The 19,868-nt window shown below is 72.7% G+C and carries 18 protein-coding genes; 11 read left to right on the top strand and 7 right to left on the bottom strand.

Going from position 1 to position 19,868, the window contains the following annotated elements; genetic code table 11:
* The first annotated feature begins 1 nt into the window (after window position 1).
* The 4 genes from DEI89_RS03940 to DEI89_RS03955 all read left to right on the top strand — a co-directional run bounded on the left by DEI89_RS03940 (window position 2) and on the right by DEI89_RS03955 (window position 4,594).
* Window positions 2–1,261 (top strand): class I SAM-dependent RNA methyltransferase, encoded by a 1,260-nt coding sequence (locus DEI89_RS03940; RefSeq protein WP_110902724.1) that lies wholly within the window; start codon window positions 2–4, stop codon window positions 1,259–1,261.
* Between the two features lie 127 nt (window positions 1,262–1,388).
* A complete protein-coding gene (locus DEI89_RS03945; protein WP_375334549.1) occupies window positions 1,389–2,117 on the top strand; it encodes a response regulator in 729 nt (242 codons plus the stop codon).
* Window positions 2,118–2,141: 24 nt separating this feature from the next.
* A complete protein-coding gene (locus tag DEI89_RS03950) occupies window positions 2,142–3,536 on the top strand; it encodes a sensor histidine kinase (protein ID WP_110902725.1) in 1,395 nt (464 codons plus the stop codon).
* The gene (locus DEI89_RS03955; protein ID WP_181421478.1) at window positions 3,533–4,594 is read left to right on the top strand and encodes a hypothetical protein; all 1,062 of its coding nucleotides are present in this window, start codon (window positions 3,533–3,535) and stop codon (window positions 4,592–4,594) included. The genes DEI89_RS03950 and DEI89_RS03955 overlap by 4 nt, the downstream gene beginning before the upstream one ends.
* 473 nt (window positions 4,595–5,067) lie before the next feature.
* Here the strand turns inward: DEI89_RS03955 and DEI89_RS03960 are convergent, their stop codons facing one another.
* A complete protein-coding gene (locus tag DEI89_RS03960) occupies window positions 5,068–5,319 on the bottom strand; it encodes an acyl-CoA carboxylase subunit epsilon (protein WP_110902726.1) in 252 nt (83 codons plus the stop codon).
* A complete protein-coding gene (locus DEI89_RS03965; protein ID WP_110902727.1) occupies window positions 5,316–6,911 on the bottom strand; it encodes an acyl-CoA carboxylase subunit beta in 1,596 nt (531 codons plus the stop codon). Before DEI89_RS03965 ends, DEI89_RS03960 begins: the two co-directional genes overlap by 4 nt.
* Before the next feature lie 74 nt (window positions 6,912–6,985).
* Here DEI89_RS03965 and DEI89_RS03970 point away from each other — a divergent pair, with 74 nt between their 5' ends.
* The 6 genes from DEI89_RS03970 (at window position 6,986) to purE (ending at window position 13,567) form a co-directional block, all read left to right on the top strand.
* Window positions 6,986–7,849 (top strand): biotin--[acetyl-CoA-carboxylase] ligase, encoded by an 864-nt coding sequence (locus DEI89_RS03970; RefSeq protein WP_258368715.1) that lies wholly within the window; start codon window positions 6,986–6,988, stop codon window positions 7,847–7,849.
* A gap of 4 nt (window positions 7,850–7,853) precedes the next feature.
* A complete protein-coding gene (locus DEI89_RS03975) occupies window positions 7,854–8,387 on the top strand; it encodes a PH domain-containing protein (RefSeq protein ID WP_110902728.1) in 534 nt (177 codons plus the stop codon).
* A gap of 103 nt (window positions 8,388–8,490) precedes the next feature.
* Window positions 8,491–9,798: a UDP-glucose/GDP-mannose dehydrogenase family protein gene (locus DEI89_RS03980; protein ID WP_110902776.1), complete on the top strand. Its 1,308-nt coding sequence runs from the start codon at window positions 8,491–8,493 to the stop codon at window positions 9,796–9,798.
* A gap of 3 nt (window positions 9,799–9,801) precedes the next feature.
* Window positions 9,802–10,938, top strand: a complete 1,137-nt coding sequence (locus DEI89_RS03985) for a 5-(carboxyamino)imidazole ribonucleotide synthase (RefSeq protein ID WP_110902729.1) — start codon at window positions 9,802–9,804, stop codon at window positions 10,936–10,938.
* A 357-nt stretch (window positions 10,939–11,295) separates the two neighbouring features.
* Entirely contained in the window at window positions 11,296–12,963 is a 1,668-nt protein-coding gene (locus DEI89_RS03990) for a glycoside hydrolase family 6 protein (protein WP_181421479.1), read from the top strand.
* Between the two features lie 94 nt (window positions 12,964–13,057).
* Window positions 13,058–13,567 carry a 5-(carboxyamino)imidazole ribonucleotide mutase gene (gene purE, locus DEI89_RS03995; RefSeq protein WP_258366264.1) on the top strand — a complete coding sequence of 170 codons (510 nt, stop codon included), beginning with the start codon at window positions 13,058–13,060 and terminating at the stop codon, window positions 13,565–13,567.
* Window positions 13,568–13,615: 48 nt separating this feature from the next.
* Here purE and DEI89_RS17570 read toward each other — a convergent pair whose 3' ends face one another.
* From DEI89_RS17570 to DEI89_RS04010, 3 genes are all read right to left on the bottom strand, one after another.
* The gene (locus tag DEI89_RS17570; RefSeq protein ID WP_110902731.1) at window positions 13,616–14,320 is read right to left on the bottom strand and encodes a hypothetical protein; all 705 of its coding nucleotides are present in this window, start codon (window positions 14,318–14,320) and stop codon (window positions 13,616–13,618) included.
* A gap of 205 nt (window positions 14,321–14,525) precedes the next feature.
* On the bottom strand, window positions 14,526–15,668 hold the full coding sequence (locus DEI89_RS04005) for a glycosyltransferase family 1 protein (protein WP_110902732.1): 1,143 nt from the start codon (window positions 15,666–15,668) through the stop codon (window positions 14,526–14,528).
* Window positions 15,669–15,723: 55 nt separating this feature from the next.
* The gene (locus DEI89_RS04010; protein ID WP_110902733.1) at window positions 15,724–16,713 is read right to left on the bottom strand and encodes a YbhN family protein; all 990 of its coding nucleotides are present in this window, start codon (window positions 16,711–16,713) and stop codon (window positions 15,724–15,726) included.
* 69 nt (window positions 16,714–16,782) lie between these two features.
* Here DEI89_RS04010 and DEI89_RS04015 point away from each other — a divergent pair, with 69 nt between their 5' ends.
* Entirely contained in the window at window positions 16,783–17,898 is a 1,116-nt protein-coding gene (locus tag DEI89_RS04015; protein WP_258366445.1) for a glycosyltransferase, read from the top strand.
* Between the two features lie 87 nt (window positions 17,899–17,985).
* Here DEI89_RS04015 and rfbD read toward each other — a convergent pair whose 3' ends face one another.
* Together rfbD and rfbB are read right to left on the bottom strand one after the other, a co-directional pair.
* Window positions 17,986–18,837 (bottom strand): dTDP-4-dehydrorhamnose reductase, encoded by an 852-nt coding sequence (gene rfbD / locus DEI89_RS04020; protein WP_110902734.1) that lies wholly within the window; start codon window positions 18,835–18,837, stop codon window positions 17,986–17,988.
* A gap of 14 nt (window positions 18,838–18,851) precedes the next feature.
* Window positions 18,852–19,838: a dTDP-glucose 4,6-dehydratase gene (gene rfbB / locus DEI89_RS04025; RefSeq protein ID WP_110902735.1), complete on the bottom strand. Its 987-nt coding sequence runs from the start codon at window positions 19,836–19,838 to the stop codon at window positions 18,852–18,854.
* Between the last annotated feature and the right edge of the window lie 30 nt (window positions 19,839–19,868).

Consider the following 19,868-nt stretch of genomic DNA (forward strand, 5'->3'; position numbering starts at 1 on the left):
CATGGGTGAATCCGTCGGCACACTGCTCGAACTCGACGTCACCGGGATCGCTCACGGCGGCATCTCGGTGGCACGGCACGAGGGGCGCGTGGTGTTCGTCACGGACGCGATCCCCGGGGAGCGGGTCGTGGCCCGGGTGACGGAGGACCGGAAGAAGTCGTTCTGGCGCGCCGACACCGTGAGCGTCCTCGAACCGAGCGAGCACCGGGTGGACCACGTCTGGCCCGAGGCCGGCCTGGACCGCGACCCCGCCGTGCGTCCCGGTGGTGCGGAGTTCGGGCACATCGCCCTCGCCCACCAGCGGACCCTCAAGCGCGACGTGCTCGTCGACTCGTTCTCCCGGTTCGGCCGCATCGACCTCGACGCCGTGCTCGGCGCGCCGGTCGTCGTCGAGGCCGCACCCGGCGACGACGAGGCGAACGGCCTCGGCTGGCGCACCCGGGTCCGCCTGCACGTCGACGCCGACGGCACGCCCGGACCCTTCGCCGCCCGGTCGCACACCGTCGTCCCGGTCACCTCGCTCCCGCTGGCCACCGCCACCGTGCAGGGCTCAGCGCCGCTCGGCCGCGGCTCGATGCCCGGCGCCGAGGTCGTCGACGTCCTCAGCCCGAGCGGCTCCGGCGGCGCACGCCTGGTCATCGACGCCCAGCGCCCCACGGTCGTGCAGGAGGTCGTCGGCGAACGGACCTTCGACGTGGACGACGACGGCTTCTGGCAGGTGCACCGGCAGGCCCCCGCCGTCCTCACCGCCGCGGTGCAGGACCTGGTCGATCGTGACCGCCTCGACCCGGATGGTCAGCACCTCGACCTCTACGGCGGCGTCGGGCTGCTCGCCGCGGCCCTCGCCGACGTCGTCGGGCCGCGCGCGCGTGTGACGAGTGCCGAGAGTGCGACCCGCGCGACCGAGCACGCGCTCGAGAACCTGTCCGAGTGGATCGGCGCCCGTGCCGAGACCGGCCGTGTCGACCGGTGGCTGTCCCGGACCGTCGAGTCGGCCTCCCGTCCGGAGCGCGAGCGCTTCCGCGCCGGGACGATCGTGTTGGACCCGCCCCGGTCCGGTGCCGGTCGCGAGGTCGTCGTGTCGATCGCCGCGCTGCAGCCGGCCCAGGTCGTCTACGTCGCCTGCGACCCCGTCGCCCTGGCGCGCGACGTCGCGACGTTCGCTGATCTCGGGTACCGCCTGGAGGCACTCCGCGCCTTCGACCTGTTCCCGCACACCCACCACCTGGAGGCCGTGGCGCGGCTGGTGCCGGTCGCCTGAGCCCCGGCGGGTGATCGGCTCCGCCGGGTCCCGTTGCGGGGTACGAAGCTGAGGTTGACCTGGGTATCCTTGGTGACGACGGCAACCGGGATCAGGGCCCGGCGCGCTGTCGGAACGAGAGGCAACCGTGGGAGACACGACCACCAGCACATCGACCGGCACGACAGGGACTGCCGGTCCCGAGACCCGGCCGGTCCGGGTCGCCATCGTCGACGACCACGAGTCCGTCCGACTGGGGATCCAGGCGGCCTGTCAGAACGAGGGGTTCGAGGTGGTCCTCACCGCCGCGAGCGTCCCGGAGTACATCGCCCAACTCGGCGGGCGCGAGGTCGACGTCGTCGTCCTCGACCTGTCGCTGGGTGACGGCTCGACGGTGACCGAGAACGTCAAGGGCGTGCAGGGCACCGGTTCGGCCGTGCTCGTGCACAGCATCGCCGACCGCGTCGCGAACGTGCGGGAGGCTCTGGCCGCAGGGGCTGCCGGTGTCATCCCGAAGTCGTCCGCGACGAAGACCGTGATGGCCGCCGTCGCGACCGTGGCCCGGGGTGACGTGCTCAACAACCTCGAGTGGGCGAGCGCCATCGATGCGGACCGGGACTTCGCGAAGGCCCAGCTCGGGCGTCGCGAACGTGAGATCCTGCACCTGTACGCCTCGGGCCTGCCGCTCAAGCTGGCGGCGCAGCAGCTCGGCATCGGGTACTCCACGGCCCGGGAGTACCTGGACCGCATCCGCGTGAAGTACGTCGAGGTGGGTCGCCCCGCCCCGACCAAGGTCGACCTGCTCCGCCGTGCCGTCGAGGACGGGATCCTGCCGGGGCTCGACTCCGGCATCGACCCCGACGGCGATGGTCGCTGACGACACCCGCGCCGGTCGGTCCTCGTGACCACCGACGCATCGGCGGACGCCGGGCCGGCAGCGGCCCGGCGTCCGTCGTCCCCCGCAGCCACCGGACCCGCCGCGGCCGGTCCGATCGATGCCGGGCCCGCCGGACCTGACGGGAACGGTCCGGGTCACGTCCGCGGCGCCGGCTGGGCCGATCCGTCGCGGTCGGTCCGCGCCACGATCACCCAGGCGTCGCTCGACCGGGCGTTCACGATCCTGATGGCCATCGCCGCGATCGGGTTCGGGGCGGTGAACGTCCCCGGCCTCCTCAAGCAACTGCCGTACCTCGACCCGGTCTGGGCACCCACGACGGCGATCGTGATGGCGCTGTCGCTCGTCGCGGTCGGCGTCTCGGCGATCGTGCAGCGCTGGTCCCAGGCGGCGCAGACCGTCTGCGCGCTGCTGTTCCTCGTCGCGCTGCTGACCTTTCCGCTGACGGTCGACCGATCGCTGCCGGTCGACCAGTCCCCGTGGCCGTGGTGGCTCTGCAACGTCGGCACGATCGCCGCCTCGCTGAGCTTCGCCACGTGGCGTGCCGCGGTCTACAACGCCCTCGTGCCGATCATCTACGTCGTGCTGCGGCTCTCGCCGGCCGGCGGTGCGGTCGGCCCGCAGCGGGCGTTCCTCGACGGCGCCTACACCGCGGTCCTCGGCATCGCGGCGCTGATCCTCATCGTGGTGCTGCGTCGTGCGGCGGCGGCGGTCGACGTCGCCCAGGCCACCGCGGTCCGTCGGTACTCACGGGCGATCCGGGAGCACGCCACCGAGGTCGAACGTGTCCAGGTCGACGCCATCGTGCACGACAGCGTGCTCACGACGCTGCTGTCCGCAGCGCGTGCGGACACCCCGGACGCGAAGACCCTCGCCGCACGCATGGCACGGAACGCGATCGACCACCTCGCCGCGGCCGCCGCCGACGGCCCGGGGGATGACCAGGTCGTGCCGTTCGACGTCCTGCGGAACCGGATCGCCACGTCCGTCACGTCCCTCGGCGCCCCGGTCGAGGTGCGAAGCCTCCCGATGGCGGGTCCGGCGCTGCCGTTCTCGGCGGCGGACGCGATCGCCTCGGCCGCGCTCCAGGCGGCGGTGAACAGCGTGCAGCACGCCGGCGACGACGTCTCGCGCTGGGTGACGATCGCCGCGGACGGCTCGTCCGTGCAGGTCGAGGTCGCCGACGACGGCACCGGGTTCGACGCGCACGCGGTCCCGGCCGAACGCCTCGGTGTCCGGCGCTCGATCATCGAGCGGATGGCCGCCGCCGACGGCGAGGCTGATCTCCGCACCGCCCCCGGCTCCGGCACCCGCATCGTGCTCCGTTGGCCGGCGCTCCGCGCCGACGACCGTTCCGCTCACCGGACCGGCTCGGTCCGCCAGGCGGGAGCGGACGCATGAGGGCCTCCATCCCGGCGGGTGTCGCCATCGGACTCGCGGCGCTCTTCTCGCTGCTGCACCTGGTCCTCGCCGTCACCACGCTGCCCGGGACGCCGGCGAAGGCCGCACCGATCGTCGCCTGCATGGTCCTCTACGCGGCGGCGACCGCTCTCGCGCTGCTGGTGCGCGGCCCGGTCCTGCCGGTGTGGGTGGCGTGGTTCGCACTCGCCACCGCCGTCGTGATGCCCCTCGTCTGCTCGACCGTCGTCGACCTGGCGGTGGCCCCGACGTACGCCACGTGGTGGATCGCCGCCGTCGGCACGCTCATGGTCGTGCTGGCCGTCCGGCAGCGCGGTCGCTTCGCCTGGGTCGGCGTCGCCTTCTGCACGGTGCACTCGGTCGGCTGGGCCGGCCTGGAGGCACTGGGCGAGCTGGGTGCGCTCGGCAACGTGATCTGGTTGTCCGTCGCCACCGGGTTCGCGATCGCGATGAGCCACGCCACCCGGATCACCCGGGACTTCGTCCGCGCGGAGCAGGAGACCGTCGACTGGCAGGCGGCGCAGGACGCGCACGTGTCCGAACGACAGGTCCGGCTCGGCCAGACGACGCGGATGGCGCTGCCGATGCTCCAGCGCATCATCGACACGTGCGGGGGCCTGGACGAGGACGAGCGTGCCGAGAGCCTGCACCTCGAGCAGGCGATCCGCGACGAGATCCGCGGCCGCTCGCTGCTGTCCGACGACGTCCGGGCGGAGGTCATGCGCCTGCGCCGTCGCGGCGCCGTCGTGCAGCTGCACGACGACGGCGGCCTGGACGACCTCGACACGGTCGAACAGGAGCGTGTGCACGCCGAGCTCGCCGACGCACTGCGACGCGCGTACGAGGCCGACGCCGACAACGTGATCGTCCGGACCGTGCCGGACAACGCCGACGCCGCGGTGACCGTGGTCGGACTGCGGCTCGACGCGGCCGAGAGCGAGTCCGCAGCCCTCGGGGCGGCGGACGACGACGAGGACGACGACGGGGACGACTCCGTCGCGCTGTGGCTCGAGATCGACCGGTACGCGACCCAGGGCTGACGCCGAGCCGGCAGCGCACACGAGGGGAGCGGCGAACGCCCCGGAGACAGGGAATGCCTCGGAGGCGGGGAACGACCCGGAAAACGGGGAACGACCCCGAAAACGGGGAACGGGCCGGTCGGAGCTACCGACCGGCCCGTTCACGACCCGAGGCAGAGCGACAACCCGAATATCGCCCTGACTCGTCTCGGCGGTGGCTTCGTACCCTAGTCGGCCACCGACCGGCGATGCACTTCAACGAAGAACACCCAACACAGACAATGATGCCAACAGCACCAGGGGGTGTCAGTCGTCATTTCGGGGGACAATTCGGGCGATCTGCGACGGTTCCTGGCGTGGACGACCCCCGAGTGAGGGGAGACCGAACGGTGCGTCCGCCGCTGTGCCGAGGTCGACACCGGTCGGTACCGAACGGGGTACAGACAGCCGGTGGTGCCGAACCGTCACCGGACCGGTACCGGACGCGAACGGGTTCAGCGGAGGGACCGGCTCCAGGAGCCCTGCTGGAGCGGTCCGCGCATCCCTCGAGCAGAGCGGGTCCAGCCGTCACGCGGTGACGACTCCGTCTGGGCTCGCCCGGCAGCGGCAGCGTCGTCTGCCTGACGCTGCAGCACCGCGATCACGGCCGCGAGCTCCTCGGGTGTCGGGTCCCCGCCGACGACACGCACGTCCGCGACCGACGCGGTGGCGTCGGCCGGGGCATCGGCAGCATGGCGTGGGCTCACAGGGGGATGTTCCCGTGCTTCTTCGGCGGCAGGCTCGCCCGCTTGCCGCGCAGCGCCCGGAGCGCCTTGATGACCGACACGCGCGTGGCGTGCGGCTGGATGATCCCGTCGAGTTCGCCGCGCTCGGCCGCCAGGTACGGCGAGGCCACGTTGTAGGTGTACTCGTTCGCGAGCTTCGTGCGGACGGCAGCGACGTCCTCGCCGGCTTCCTCGGCACGCTTGATTTCGCTGCGGTAGAGGATGTTCACCGCGCCTTGACCGCCCATGACCGCGATCTCCGCGGTCGGCCAGGCGAGGTTGATGTCCGCCCCGAGCTGCTTCGAACCCATCACGATGTACGCGCCGCCGTACGCCTTGCGGGTGATCACGGTGACGAGCGGCACGGTGGCCTCGGCGTAGGCGTACAGGAGCTTCGCACCGCGGCGGATCACACCCGTCCACTCCTGATCGGTGCCGGGCAAGTACCCCGGGACGTCGACCAGGGTCAGGATCGGGATCCCGAACGCGTCGCAGAACCGGACGAAGCGCGCGGCCTTCTCGCCGGCGTCGATGTTCAGCGTCCCGGCCATCGCCTGCGGCTGGTTCGCGATGATGCCGACCGTGCGGCCCTCGACACGACCGAAGCCGATCATGATGTTCGGCGCGAAGAGTGGCTGCACCTCGAGGAACTCGCCGTCGTCGACGACGTGTTCGATGACCTGGGTGACGTCGTACGGCTGGTTGGTGGAGTCCGGGATGACGACGTCGAGCTCGCGGTCGGCGTCGGTCGTCTCGAGCTCCGGCGCGACGTCGTACGTCGGCGGATCGGACAGGTTGTTGTCCGGCAGGAACCCGATCAGCGAGCGCGCGTAGTCGAGCGCGTCGGTCTCGTCCTCGGCCAGGTAATGCGCGACCCCGGAGACCGCGTTGTGGGTCTGCGCGCCGCCGAGCTCCTCGAAGCCGACGTCCTCGCCGGTGACCGTCTTGATGACGTCCGGGCCGGTGACGAACATGTGGCTGGTCTTGTCGACCATGATCACGAAGTCGGTGAGGGCGGGGGAGTACACGGCGCCACCGGCGGCCGGGCCCATCACGATCGAGATCTGCGGGATGACGCCGGAGGCCGCGGTGTTGAGGCGGAAGATCTCGCCGTACTTGCCGAGCGCGACCACTCCCTCCTGGATGCGGGCGCCACCGGAGTCGAGGATGCCGATGATCGGCACACCGGTCTTCAGCGCGTGCTGCATCACCTTGACGATCTTCTCGCCGGCGACCTCACCGAGGGAACCGCCGAAGACCGTGAAGTCCTGCGCGTAGACCGCGACCTGTCGGCCGTGGATGGTGCCGTGGCCGGTGACGACCGCGTCACCGTAGGGACGCTTCGACTCCATCCCGAAAGCGTGGGTGCGGTGGCGGACGAACTCGTCGAGCTCCACGAAGGAGTTCTCGTCGAGCAGCTGCTCGATCCGCTCGCGGGCCGTCATCTTGCCCTTGGCGTGCTGCTTCGCGATCGCGGACTCGCCTGCGGCGGTCACGGCTTCGTGGTACCGGTCGCGGAGGTCAGCCAGACGGCCTGCGGTCGTCGAGAGATCGGGGGTGTCTCCTGTGGTCACCCGCTCACCCTACCGGCGGTGCGGGACACCCCCGTTGGAGGACCCCCACGGTTCCGGGCCGTAGGTTTGCGTGCATGTCCACACCGGTCGCACCCGACTTCGTCTCCACCAGCGCCGCCGTCCAGGGCGCCGGCGCGACGATGACGGTGCTGCCGACGACGGGGTCCACCAACGCCGACCTGCTCCGCGACGCACCGGACCTGGCCTCCGGCAGCGTCGTGGTGACCCTCGACCAGACAGCCGGACGCGGACGGCTGGACCGGTCGTGGGTGGCCCCCGCGGGCCAGACCCTGGCCGCGAGCGTGCTGGTGCGGGCGGACCTCGACCCCCGCGACCGGGGCTGGCTGCCGCTCGTCGCGGGCGCCGCCGTGCGCGACGCCGTCGCCGGCGTGCTCGCCGACGCCGACGCCGACGGACAGACGGACGCGGACGCGCAGACGGACACGGACGCGCAGACGGACACGGATGACCGCGTGCTCGTGAAGTGGCCGAACGACGTCCTCGTCGACGGCCGCAAGGTCAGCGGTGTGCTCTGCCAGGTCGCCGCCGACGGGTCCGTCGTCGTCGGCGTCGGCGTGAACCTCACGATCCCGGCCGGCGCGCTGCCCACCCCGACCGCCACCTCCCTGCTCGTGGCCGGTGCGACCGGACCGGCCACGGCACTCGCCGACGCGGTCCTGACGGACCTCTGGACGGGCCTCCAGGAGGCCGTGGCCGGGCTCGTCGCGGGAGGTGCCGCCGCCGACGCGGTCCGTTCGCACGTCCGGGCCGTGTGCGGGACGGTCGGCCAGCGGGTGCGCCTCGAGCTGCCGGACGGATCGACGGTCGAGGCCGACGCGACCGGCGTCGACGACGACGGCCGCATCACGATCCGGGACCGGACCGGCGCCTCCAGGGGCGTCGCGGTGGGGGACGTCACCCACCTGCGCTATGCATGAGCCCATGACGGACGAGCCTGCCCCCGAGCTCGTCGTCGCCCGGCTCCGGCCACACGCCCGACGACTCGTCCGTCCCGCGGTCTTCGTCGTGCTCGTCGCGGCCGCCGGCGGGTTCGGCTTCGGGGTGTTCCGCGCGGAACTCGCCTGGCTCAACGTCGTCGTCGCGGTCGTGGTCGTCGTGCTCGTCCTGCTCGGCGGCGTCGTGCCGCTGCTGCGGTGGATGTCCCAGCGGTACGTCGTGACCACCCGGCGACTCGTGGTCTCGCACGGTCTCGGCACCCGGACCCGCCGGGAGCTGCTGCACTCGCGCGGGTACGACGTCACCGTGCGGCGACAGGGCGCCCAGGGGCTGTTCCGTTCGGGCGACGTGCTCGTGTTCCCGGGAGACGACCCGGCGCTCGTGCTCGCCGACGTCCCGCACGCGGACCTCGTCGTCGCCGTGCTGCACGACCTGGTCGAGGCGCACGAGGCACGACGTCGGCACCGCGAACCCGACTGGGACGACATCGTCCGCGGGACCGCCCGACACGACCGCTAGTCGCACGCTCCGACTCGGATCTGCGGAGACACTGCGGGGAACCGCGCGTTCTCTTGCGGTTCACCGTCTCGTGGACCGGGCGACGACCCGGTACCGTCGTCCCGTGCGTATCTCTGTCATCGGCTGCGGTTACCTCGGTGCCGTCCACGCCGCCTCCATGGCCAAGCTCGGACACGACGTCGTCGCGGTGGACGTCGACCCGGGGAAGATCGAACGACTCGCGGCGGGCGAAGCACCGTTCTTCGAGCCCGGTCTGCCCGAGATCCTGACCGAGGCCCTCGCCTCCGGTCGGATCCGGTTCACGACCGACATGGCCGAGGTCGCCGGCGCGCGGGTCCACTTCGTCGCCGTCGGCACCCCGCAGGGACCGACCGGCGCCGCCGACCTCAAGTACGTCGACGCCGCCGTCGCCTCGCTCACCGAGCACCTGTCCGCGGGGGACTTCGTCGTCGGCAAGTCGACCGTCCCCGTCGGCACCGCGGCCCGCCTGGCCGCGGACGTCAGCGCGGCCGTCCCCGGCGCCACGCTGGTCTGGAACCCGGAGTTCCTCCGCGAGGGCTTCGCCGTGCAGGACACCATCGCGCCGGACCGCCTGGTCTACGGCGTGCCCGCCGGTCCCGAGGGTGAAGCCGCCGTCGCGGCGCTCGACGAGGTGTACGCCGTCGCGCTCGCCGAGGACACCCCTCGTCTCGTCGTCGACCTGGCCACGGCGGAACTCGTCAAGGTCAGCGCGAACGCGTTCCTCGCGACCAAGATCTCGTTCATCAACGCGATGGCCGAGATCGCCGAGGTCGTCGGTGCCGACGTCACCGCCCTCGCCGACGCCATCGGACACGACGCCCGCATCGGCCGGAAGTTCCTGAACGCCGGCCTCGGCTTCGGCGGCGGCTGCCTGCCGAAGGACATCCGTGCGTTCCAGGCCCGCGCCGACGAGCTCGGCGTGGGCGAGTCGCTCGCGTTCCTGGCCGACATCGACGCGATCAACCTCCGCCGCCGGGCGCACGTCGTCGAACTCGCCACGCAGGCCCTCGGCGGCGACGTCACCGGCAAGCGCGTCGCGGTCCTCGGACTCGCGTTCAAGCCGAACTCCGACGACGTCCGGGACTCGCCGTCGCTCGACATCGCCGCCCGTCTGCGTGAACTCGGTGCCGACGTCGCCGCGTACGACCCGGAGGCCATCGTCACCGCGCGCCGTCTGCACCCCGAGCTGGACTACGTCGAGACCGTCACCGAGGCCGTCACCGGCGCCGACATCGTGCTCGTGCTCACCGAGTGGAACGAGTTCCGTGAACTCGACGCCGCCGCTGTCGCCGCGGCCGTCGCCACCCCGGTCGTCATCGACGGCCGCAACTGCCTGGACCGGGACGCCTGGCGCGCCGCGGGCTTCGCCTACCACGGCATGGGACGCTGATCGATGGCGCTGCGAGTCGGGGTCATCGGCGGTGGTCAGCTGGCGCGGATGATGGTGCCCGCAGCGGTGGAGCTCGGGCTCGACATCCGTGTCCTCGCCGAGGGACCGGGCATGTCCGCGGCCATCGCCGCGACCGCCGAGGGTGACTACCACGACGCCGAGACCGTCCTGGCGTTCGCGCAGGACGTCGACGTCGTCACCTTCGACCACGAGCACGTGCCCCAGGACGTCCTCGCCGCGCTGGTCGACGCCGGTGTGGCGGTCCGGCCGGGCCCCGCGCCGCTCGCGGTCGCGCAGGACAAGATCACGATGCGTCGTCGGCTCACCGCGCTCGGGCTCCCGGTGCCGGACTGGGCCGCCGTGCACGACGCCGACGAGCTCCGCGCGTTCCTCGCCGAGCACGGCGGACGCGCCGTCGTGAAGACCCCGCGGGGCGGGTACGACGGCAAGGGCGTCCGTGTCGTCACGGACCCCGCCGACGTCGAGGACTGGTTCATCGCGGTGGCCGAGTCCGGCGGGGACCAGGCGCTCCTCGTCGAGGAACTCGTCGTTTTCACCCGCGAGCTCGCGCAGTCCGTCGCCCGACGACCGTCCGGACAGATCGTCGCCTGGCCGCTCGTCGAGACGACGCAGCGTGACGGGGTCTGCGCCGAGGTGATCGCGCCCGCGCCCTCGAGTGCCGGTCGGATCGCCGACCTGGCCGAGTCGATCGCCGTCCGCGTCGCCGAGGAGCTCGACGTCACCGGGGTCCTGGCGGTGGAGCTCTTCCAGACCGACGATGACCGGATCCTCGTCAACGAACTCGCGATGCGTCCGCACAACACCGGCCACTGGTCGATCGACGGGGCGACCACGAGCCAGTTCGAGCAGCACCTGCGGGCCGTGCTCGACCTGCCGCTCGGCGCGACGGGGACGAACGCTCCCGTCGCGGTCATGGTCAACGTGCTCGGCGGGCCCGGCGACGGTGACCTGGCCGGTCGGTACCCGGCGGCGCTCGCCGCGTTCCCGGAGGCGAAGTACCACTTCTACGGCAAGGCCCCGCGCCCCGGTCGGAAGATCGGCCACGTCACGGTGACCGGAGACGACGTGGACGACGTCGTGTACCGCGCCCGGGCCGCGGCAGCGCACTTCGACGACTGACCCCGGATGACCGACGGCTGACGGCTGACCCCGGATGACCGACGGCTGACGGCTGACCCCGGATGACTGACGGCTGGCGCGCTGCGGGCTGATGGACCGACGCCGCTCGGGTGGGGAGGGTTTCCTGCTCCGTGCCCCTGTCAGACCTTTGCGCCCGGGTGCCACCACGTCGGGTGGCACCCGGACTGGCGGGTGGTCGTCGTGGGCGAGCCGTGGTGCCATGGGGAGGCTGACCACGCTGACTCCCGGGGGACCCACATGCGCTCGACCAGGGCACCGCGAACGACCAGAGCGTCGCGCTCCACCAGAGCGTCGCGCTCGACCAGGGCGTCCGCCGTCGCGCTCGCCGTCGCCGTCGTGACGGTCGGACTCGTCGCCTCCGGGCTCGTCCTGTCCGAGTCCGACTCGAGCCCCGCAGCCGCTGCCACCCCGACCGAGCTCCGCGCACGCACCGCGGCACAGGTCTACCGCGGGGGACAGTACAACCCGCCGACCGGTGAGGCCGCGAAGGCCGCCGCGGCGCTCCGCACGACCGACCCGGCCGGAGCCGCCGCCGCCTCGACGATCGCCCGCTACCCGGTGGCGACCTGGCTCGGCGAGTGGACGCAGGGCACCACCCTGACCGAGACCGTGACCGCCGCCACCGACGGTGCCGCCGCCACCGGCACGACCGCGGTCTTCGTCACCTACGCGATCCCGCAGCGTGACTGCGGCGGCTACTCGGCGGGTGGTTTCGACGAGACCTCCTACGACCGCTGGGTCGACCAGGTCGTGTCACTCGTCGCCGGGAAGCGTGCGGTGGTCGTCGTCGAACCGGACTCGCTCGCGATGCTCAGCAACAGTGCCTGCACCGGGTCGTTGGACCAGCAGCGCTACCGGATCCTCTCGCGCGAGGTCGCGGCCTTCACCGCTGCCGGCGTCCCCGCGTACCTGGACGCGGGGAACTCGAACTGGGTCCCGGCGGCGACGATGGCGGACCGGCTCGTCCAGGCCGGGGTCCAGACCGCCCGCGGGTTCTCCACCAACGTCGCGAACTACTACCCCGTCGCGCAGGAGCAGGCGTACGCACAGCGCGTCTCCGCCCTGACGGGAGGGTCGCACTACGTGATCGACACCTCGCGGAACGGCACCGGGTGGCGGGGGACCTGGTGCAACGCGCCGGGCGCCGGCCTCGGTACGACGCCCCGGGTGGCCACCGACGGCACCGCGCTCGACGCACTGCTCTGGGTGAAGACGCCCGGCGCGAGTGACGGCACCTGCAACGGCGGACCTCGGGCCGGGTCGTGGTACTCGGCGTACGCGCAGGCACTCGTCGCGAACGCCGCGCTCGGTACCCCGGTCCTGACGCCGACCCCCGCGACGCGGCAGCCCGTGGCACCGCGGGTCGCACTCGACTCGGCGACCACGGCCCCGGCGGGCATCGCGGTCCGGGGCTGGACGGTCGACGCCGACGCGCCCGGTGCGTCGCTCCCCGTGGGAATCACCGTCGACGGTCGGACCGTCGCGACGACCACTGCGGGCCTCGACCGCCCCGACGTCGCACGGGCCACCGGTGCCGGAGCAGCACACGGGTTCCAGACCGTCGTGCCGGGTCCCGCGGGCACCCACCGGGTGTGCGCGGTCGTGTCCGACGTCGGTCCCGGTGGCACGAGCACCACGGCCCGCACCGGCCCGACCTCGGTGTGCCGGACCGTGACGGTGGCCGCGAGCGCTCCCGTCGGCCGGCTCGACGCCGCGACGTCCCCTGCGACACGTCGCGTGGCCGTGTCGGGTTGGGCCTTCGACCGGGACGCGGTCAGCACCCCGGTCACCGTCACCGTGCGGATCGACGGGCGACACCCGACGGGCGTCGCCGCCTCGGGCTCCCGTCCCGACGTCGACCGCGTGTACAGCGCCGGATCGTCGCACGGTTACTCGCGGACGCTGGCCGTCGCGTCAGGCCGGCACACCGTGTGCGTCACGGCGACCGGGCTCGGCCGCGGCGGGGACGCCTCGCTCGGTTGCCGCACCGTGACGGTCCGCTGACGGAGCCGTCCCGTCGCCCGGCTGGCCTGGCTGGCCCGGTTGGCCCGGCGGGCCCGGCGGGAGACGCCCGCCACCCGCCGCTAGGCTCGGCAGGGTGACCGACAGCGCCGCTCCCGACCCCCTCGTCTCCGTCATCATGGGTTCCGACTCGGACTGGCCGACCATGCGCGCCGCAGCCGACGTGCTCGACGAGCTCGGGATCCCCTACGAGGCGGACGTCGTGTCGGCGCACCGCACCCCGGACAAGATGATGCGCTTCGGTCGTGAGGCCGCCGGTCGCGGCATCCGCGTCGTCATCGCCGGCGCCGGCGGGGCCGCCCACCTGCCCGGCATGGTCGCCTCGGTGACGACCCTGCCCGTCATCGGTGTCCCGGTGCAGCTCGCCCGCCTCGACGGCCTCGACTCACTGCTGTCGATCGTCCAGATGCCCGCGGGCATCCCGGTCGCGACGATGGCCATCAACGGTGCGGCGAACGCCGGGCTCCTCGCAGCGCGCATCATCGGGTCGTCCGAGCCCACGGTCGCGGCCCGGCTCGCCGAGTACGCCACCGAGCTCGAGCAGGCCGTCGAGCGGAAGGCGCAGGCGCTCCGCGACGCCCGCTGACCTGCCCGACGCCCGCGCCCGCGCGAGGTCAGTGGCACCGGTCGACGGTCAGGAGGCTCGGGCCGCGCCCGTCACGCCGTCCACGGTCACCGTGCGGCTGGCCCCACCCGCGGACACCGTCGCGGTCCAGGTCGGCGCGGAACCGCTCCCGCCGAGCTGCAGGCTGGCGAGGGTGCTGCCCGGGACCGCTGCGGTGGCCTTCGCGGCGGCGGCGTCGGCATCCACCCGCAGTCCGGCGGCACGTGCTGCGTTCACGGTCTTCGTCGCGGCGTCGGAGTCCTTCGGGAACGGTCCGGAGGTGACCCGGCCGAGCGTGGCGGACACCACGGACTGCGTCAGTGAGCCGTCGGGCCCGGCGACGACGACGGTCCAGAGGTCGCCCGACCCGGCGAGGGAGACGACCTTCCCACCACCGGCCGCCGCGATGCCCTGCTGGCTCACGGTGCCGAAGTCGACGCTGACCGGGTCGGTGACGCCACCGCCGTTGCCGTTGCCCTGTCCGGAGCCGTCGGCGCCGTCGTCGTTCCCCGGTGCCGGTGCCGACGTCGCGGGCGAAGACGGGTCGGGCGGGGTCGTCGCCGTCGCCGGCGGGGTGGGCGAGGGTGTCCGGGTCGGCTTCGAGGTCGTCGTCGCGGTCGCACTCCGGGTCGGTGCCGGGGTGTCGCCGCCGGAGCACGCGGTCAGGAACAGGGCCGCCCCGACGCCGACGGTGATGGCGGCGGCGAGGGCCGTGGACGGGTGACGACGGGTCATGAGCCGATCCTGGCAGCCGAGGACGGGCCTCCCGGCCAGGGACACGGCGGAGCGGGCGATCGATGCCGAGCCGTGACGCTGCCGGACCGACCAGTACCGATGCCGACCAGTACGGATGCCGACCAGTACCGATGCCGACCAGTACCGACGCCGACCAGTACCGACGCCGACCAGTACCGACGCCGACCAGTACCGACGCCCCGAGTCAGAGGTCGGCGTGCAGCTGCCAGGTCTCGAGGGCGGAGTCCCGCCAGTCGAACATCCGGGCGCGGTCCGGACCGGCGATGGCGAGTTGGCCCGCGAGGTGCGGGTCGTTGACGACCTGGTACATCGCCTGCGCGAGACGCTCGGGGTAGGTGTCCCGGGGGTTCCGTGCGACGCACACACCGGCGTCGGACGCGACCTCGCTGACGGCTTCGTCGTCGGAGTGGATCACCGGGACGCCGAAGCTCATCGCCTCGATCACGGGGAGCCCGAAGCCCTCGGCCAGGCTCGGGAACACGAAGACGGTGGCACGGTCGTACGCCACGGCGAGGTCGGCGTCGTCGACCCGTCCGAGCACCTTCACCCGTGACGGGTCGAGCCCGGCGCGTTCGGCGGTGCCGTGCACGTCCACGTCGCCCCACCCGTCCGGCCCGGAGATGACCAGGGGGACGTCCGCTGGCGCGTCGGGGTGGGCCATCGCGTCGATGAGCGCGGTGAGGCCCTTCCGGGGCTCCAGCGTGCCGACGGCCAGCACGTAGCGGTCGGGCAGGCCCAGGCGCTCGGCGCGGAGGTCGGCGTCGACCGGCACGCGCAGGCGCCCGCTCGGTGCGCCGCCGATGACCCGCAGTCGGTCGTCGAACCGGTGGATCTCGTTGAGCTGTCCGGCGACCGCGTGGGTCGGGACCACGACGGCGTCGGCGTACTTGTAGGCGCGCTTCACCATCGCCTTGTGGAAGTGCACGCCGCGCGGCGTCAGGGTCTCGGGATTCGTCCACGGGACCGTGTCGTGCACCGTGACGACCGTCTGCCGACCCGGTTCCTGCACACGGTCGTGCTTGACCAGCGGTGCGAGCACACTCGGTGCGTGCACCATGCCGTGCGAGGCGCCGTGGGCGAGACCGCCCTGCCACGCGAGGGCCAGTTCACGACGGGGGAGCGCGAGCCGGTCGAGGTCGGCGAGCCCGGGCAGGAGTGTCCGGAGACGCTGCAGTTCGGCGGCCGAGGACGCGGAGACGACCGCTTCGACGTCGCAACCGTCCGGGGCGGTCGCGATGAGCTGCCGGGTCAGTTCCTCCGCGTAACGGCCGATGCCGCCGGGTACCGGTGCGAGCACCTGGTCCACGATCACGCGGAGTGTGGTCATCTGGCAGGGCTCCTCGGTGGTGCGTCCCGGGTCGTCCCGGGGTCGACTGACGAGGCTACCAGTGGCGTTCGGGAGAACCGGGGAGGTCGCTGGTGTCGTCCACAGCAGGCGCGCGCCGACGTCGGCGTTCCCCGAGCACGGCAGCCCCGGCGAACACCAGGTCGACGACCGTCAGGAGAACACGGGAGGTCACGGCGACGCTGACCGCCGCTGACGCGCCGAGCGGCACCCCGGCGGTGAGCAGCGCGGTGAGGACGGCCTCGCGTCCGCCGAGCCCGGCCGGCAGGAAGAAGACCAGGAAGCCGACGAGCCAGGCGAGGGCGTAGGCGCCGACGGTGAGCGTCGTCACGCGGAGGGAGACCTGTCCGAGCGGCACCAGCACCAGGACGATGTGCAGGCCGAACACCACCCACGCCAGCAGCGCCCACCCGAACGCGCGGACGACGGCGCCGGTGCTGATCTCGAGCGTGCCGAGGTCCCGGCGGGTGACCTTCGAGGCCAGACGCAGCCCGAAACGGAGCACGGCCGGGTGCAGGGCCGCGAGGACCACCGGCACGAGGAGCACGACGAACCAGTACCGCGAGAACGCGTCGGGCTGCACGAAGGGGATGGTCACCGCCGCGACCGAGACGCCCGCGCCGCAGCTGATGAGGAGGGTGAGCATGCCCACCGCGACACTGCGCGCCGCGGGGACCCGGTGCTCGCGGCCCAGGTCGGCTTGCGCCACGATCGGCCACACCGAGCCGGGGATGTACTTGCCGATCTGCGACAGGAAGAACACCCGCTGCGCAGCACCCAGGGGGATCCGGTGTCCGGCCCCGGACATCAGCGACCGCCAGGACAGGAACGTGACGTAGGTGGCCGCCCCGCCCGTGACGAACGCGGCGACCAGGGTCAGGGGGTCCTGTCGGCCGAAGGCGTCGACGATGTCCCCGGCGCGCGGGACGAGGAAGGCGACGCACAGCACGAGGGCGACGACCAGGCCGACGACGCGGACGATCGTCTTCGTCCGGGAGCGTCCGGCGGGCTGCTGGGGTTCGGTCATTCTCACCTAGGGTTGATCGGGCGCCGGCTCGGATCCGGCGCGCGCGAGCATCGGAGAGGACGGCCCCACGTGCGGATCTTGGCCTTCGGAACATACCAGGCGGCGGACCACCCTCGAGTGCGTGTGCTCGCCGACGGCTTGCGCGCGCGCGGACACGTGGTCGCCGAGGCGAACGTCCCGCTCGGCCTCTCCACGCGCGAGCGCGTCGCCATGCTCGGCGCCCGGTCGGGAGCCGCGCAGATGGCCGGGCGACTCGTCCGGAGCTGGTCACGGCTCATCGGGAAGGCGGTGCGCGCGCGGGCCGCCGGACGGCCGGACGCCGTGCTCGTCGGCTACATGGGGCACTTCGACGTCTGGCTCGCACGCCTGCTCTTCCCGCGCACGCCGATCGTGCTCGACCACCTGGTGTTCGCCGCGACGACCGCGCAGGACCGTGGGGTCGGTGGCACCGGCCTCAAGCAGCGGCTGCTCCGCGCGATCGACGGCGCGGCGCTGCGGATCGCCGACGTGGTGGTCCTCGACACCGACGAGCACCGCGACCTGGTGCCCGAGCGGTTGCGGACGAAGGCGGTCGTCGTCCCCGTCGGGGCCACGGCGCAGTGGTACGACGCCGCGCAGGAGTCGTCGCCCTCGGCCGCCACCGACGGGCCGTTGCGTGTGGTGTTCTTCGGGCTCTTCACCCCGCTCCAGGGTGCGGCGACGATCGGCGCCGCGATCGGTGGACTCCGGCCGGAGGACCCCGTCCGCGTCACGATGATCGGCTCCGGCCAGGACCTCGAGGCGGCGCAGGCCGCTGCTGCGGGGGGCGCCCCCACCGAGTGGATCCCGTGGGTCGGGTCCGAGGAGCTGCCGGCCCTCGTCGCCGGGCACGACGTCGGCATCGGCATCCTCGGCACGACGCCGAAGGCACGCAAGGTCGTGCCGAACAAGGTCTACCAGTGCGCGGCCGCCGGCCTCGCGGTCGTGACGAGCGACACCGCGCCGCAGCGACGGGCATTCGGGGACGCGGTGATCGGCGTTCCGCCGGGCGACGCCGCCGCCCTGACCGCCACGCTCCGTGCCCTGGCGGAGGACCGGGCGCTCCTCGCCGAACGCCGGTCCGCAGCTGCTGCGGCTGCCGAGCGGTTCCGGCCGGAGGCAGCCGTCGGACCGCTCGACGAGCGGCTGGGTGCGATCGTCGGCTGACGGAGCGCGCCGGACCGACGACGGACGGGAGGCGCGGTGCCAGCTGGCACCGCGCCTCCCGTCCGTCGGTCGCCCCGTCAGGACGAGTCAGTGGCGCAGGGCCCCCGCCTCGACCGCCGCGTGGAGCGCTTCGCGCCAGTCACGCATCGGGGCGAGTCCGGCTCGGGACCACGCGTCGTGCCCGAGCACGCTGTACGCCGGGCGCGGTGCCGGACGGACGAAGGACGCGCTGTCGGTGGGGAGCACGCGCTCGGGGTCCAGTCCGTTCTCGGCGAAGATCGCGCGGGTGAAGTCGTACCAGGAGCCCTGGCCCGAATTCGTGCCGTGGTAGATGCCGGCCGGAGCGTCCCTGTCGACGAGCTCGACGATGCGGGCGGCCAGGTCGCCGGTCCAGGTCGGCTGCCCGACCTGGTCGGTGACCACCGAGACCGTGTCGTGCGAGGCCGCGAGCCGGAGCATGGTCGCGGCGAAGTTCGGGCCGTGCTCGCCGTAGATCCACGCGGTCCGCACGATGTACGACGAATCCGGCGCGACCTGTCGGACGGCCGCCTCGCCCACCGCCTTGGTCCGCCCGTACGCGTTCAGCGGATCAGTGGGTGCGTCCTCGGCGTAGGGCGCGGTGCCGTTGCCGTCGAACACGTAGTCCGTCGAGATCGTCACGAGCTTCGCGCCGTGGCGTACCGCTGCCTCGGCGAGGAGCCGCGGGCCGGTGGCGTTCACCGCGGCGGCCTCGTCCTCGTGCGATTCGGCGTCGTCCACCTTCGTGTACGCCGCCGAGTTGATCACGACGTCGTGGCCGGCGACGGCCGCGTCCACCGCGTCCGGGTCGGTGATGTCCAGGTCGGCGCGGCCGAGCGCGGTCACGTCACGACCCTGCAGCGCGAGCTGGAGGTCGCGGCCGAGCATGCCGGCGGCGCCGGTGATGAGGGTGCGCGTCATCGTCGTCGCCGGGCTCAGCTGAGCGCCGCGCGCTCCTTGAGGGGCTCCCACCAGGCGCGGTTGTCGCGGTACCACTGCACGACGTCGGCCAGACCCTGCTCGAACGGCACCTGCGGCTCGTAGCCGAGCTCGGCCCGGATCTTCGAGATGTCGACCGAGTAGCGCAGGTCGTGGCCGAGACGGTCCTGGACGCGGTCGACGTACGACCAGTCCTTGCCGGTCGCGTCGAGGAGCAGCTGGGTGAGCTCCTTGTTCGTGAGCTCGGTGCCGCCACCGATGTTGTAGATCTCGCCCGCGCGGCCCTTCGTCAGGACCATCGCGATGCCGCGGGTGTGGTCGTCGACGTGCAGCCAGTCGCGGATGTTGTCGCCCTCGCCGTAGAGCGGCACGTGCCGGTCGTCGATGAGGTTCGTGACGAAGAGCGGGATGACCTTCTCGGGGAAGTGGTACGGCCCGTAGTTGTTGGAGCAGCGCGTGATCGAGAGGTTCAGCCCGTGCGTGCGGTGGTAGCTGCGCGCGAGCAGGTCGCTGCCGGCCTTCGACGCCGAGTACGGCGAGTTCGGCTCGAGCGGGCGCCCTTCGTCCCACGAGCCCTCGCTGATCGACCCGTAGACCTCGTCGGTCGAGACGTGCACGAAACGCTCGGTGCCGTGGCGGAGTGCGGCGTCGAGCAGACGCTGGGTGCCGACGACGTTCGTCTCGACGAAGATGCCGGAGTCGCGGACCGAACGGTCGACGTGGGACTCGGCGGCGAAGTGCACGATGGCGTCGATGCCCGGGACGACCTCGTCGAGCTTGGCGGCGTCGGTGATGTCGCCCTGCACGAAGGTGTACCGCGGCGAGTCCGCCACCGACGCGAGGTTCTCGAGGTTGCCCGAGTAGGTGAGCGCGTCGTACACGACGACATCGGCACCTTCGAGGCCGGGGTAGGCGTCCTGCAGCGTACGGCGGACGAAGTTCGAGCCGATGAAGCCGGCCCCTCCGGTGACGAGGATCTTCACGCGTTGTTCCTTCAGTGATCGGTGAGCGGT

The sequence above is a fragment of the Curtobacterium sp. MCBD17_030 genome, from assembly GCF_003224255.1.
GTDB lineage: Bacteria > Actinomycetota > Actinomycetes > Actinomycetales > Microbacteriaceae > Curtobacterium.